The sequence below is a fragment of the Nocardioides sp. NPDC004968 genome, assembly GCF_040608935.1.
Lineage (GTDB): Bacteria > Actinomycetota > Actinomycetes > Propionibacteriales > Nocardioidaceae > Nocardioides.
Genome location: NZ_JBEXJF010000084.1, coordinates 1 through 1,475 on the forward strand (window position 1 = coordinate 1; position 1,475 = coordinate 1,475).

The 1,475-nt window shown below is 60.8% G+C and carries 2 protein-coding genes; one reads left to right on the forward strand and one right to left on the reverse strand.

Annotated elements, in window-relative coordinates; translation table 11 throughout:
- Positions 1 to 88 precede the first annotated feature (88 nt).
- On the reverse strand, positions 89 to 247 hold the full coding sequence (locus ABZU72_RS28705; protein WP_355022172.1) for a hypothetical protein: 159 nt from the start codon (positions 245 to 247) through the stop codon (positions 89 to 91).
- A gap of 23 nt (positions 248 to 270) precedes the next feature.
- On the opposite strand from ABZU72_RS28705, the gene ABZU72_RS28710 reads away from it, so the two are divergent.
- Positions 271 to 1,475 (forward strand): hypothetical protein (locus ABZU72_RS28710; RefSeq protein WP_355022173.1); only part of this gene is annotated, 1,205 nt, incomplete at its 3' end.

Here is a 1,475-nt window from a genome sequence, read left to right on the forward strand (position 1 = left end):
CTCAGTCGTTGTGGCGCTCCCGTGAAGAACCTGGCCCATAGCGCGTCCCTCGCTTCCTGTGTCGAGATTGCACCATCAAATGCCGGGATCAAACAGCTAGGCTCAGCGCCGCAAGATCGCGCATGAGCGCCTCTGCATTAACTCGGCATCGAATCTCGTCGGCGGCTTGCAATCGCGAGCCGTTGACGAGGACTCCCGCGAACGCGCCAAGCGCCGCCAGCATTCCGATAGCGATCGTCTTCTTCATTCTACCCTCCGCCAGGAGCCAATATGGCTGGTCAAGACCTAGTCGTCAGCGTTGGCGCGAACATCCAGCAACTGGAGCGCCAACTCAAGGCCTCGGCGAAGGTAGCTGAGCAGGCTGCGGATGACATCGAGGCCAAGTTCAAGAAGGTCAACCCTACGATCTCGACGTCCGCGCTGTCGGGCGCCTTGAAGGGTCTTGCCGCCGCGTTCACGCTCGACAAAGTTATCCGCGGCCTAGCCGACGCGAATGCTGAGTTGGTCCGCCTGGGCGATACTGCCAAGCGCGTCGGACTCGATCTTCAGCGTTTTCAGGAGCTGCAGTTCGCGGGCAAACAGAACGGGCTAACCGGAAAGGATTTCGGCTCCGGCCTGGAAGGGCTGGCGGAGAAGCTCAATGAAGCTCGCCAGTCCGAGAACGATCTAACCAAGCTCTTCGCCGACAACAATATCAAGCTCAAGGATCGCAAAGGCGAGGTCATCGGCGTCAATGAGGCGTTGGGTCAGGCTGCAAACCTCATCCGCAATGCGGCAACAGAATTCGACAAGATCAAGATCGCCGAGGCTGTTGGGCTGACGCGTGATTGGGTGCCTCTGCTTGAGCAAGGCGCCGAGGCGATCAACCGCCAAGCCAGCGCGGCGCGCGAGGCGGGCGCAGTTATCGATTCCGACGTCATCAAAAAGGCAAAGGATTTCGAGCGAGACTGGGCTGCTGCGATTGATCGTTGGGCAACGATCTTCAAGGCGAACGCGGGAGCGATCATCGGCTTCATTGATCAAATCATAGCGAAGGCGTCGGGTCTTTTCGCTGGGCTTGATCGATACTCTAAAGGGCTGCAGGCGAAGGCCGATCTGGAGGCAAACGGCGCAGCCGGCGCGAATCGCAGCACCATCGATTATGCCCGGAACGAGTTCAAGGCGAGCGGCGCGCCGCTGCCGAAAGAGCTCCAAACTCGGCTGGAACAGCTAGATGAATTCGACCGCGAGGCAAACCGCCGCAAGACCCCTGCGCCCCTTGTAGTCGACGTCAACGCCGGCCGGCGGGGGAAGCCTACGGATACGTCGTCCCTGTTTGGAGGCGGTGGCGGCGGAGGCGGCGGCGGCAAGTCGGAAGAGGAATCCGCCCAGGCCCGGCTGGATAAATACATCGAGTCGCTGACGCGCCAGAACGCGGTGCTCGACGCCGAGATCGCTACCTTCGGGAAATCGAATGCGGAGAAGCGCGCCGCGGT

Bases quoted from the DNA above. Each gene is read 5' to 3' on its own strand.
- ABZU72_RS28705 (WP_355022172.1), bottom strand. From the start codon at position 247: ATGAAGAAGACGATCGCTATCGGAATGCTGGCGGCGCTTGGCGCGTTC.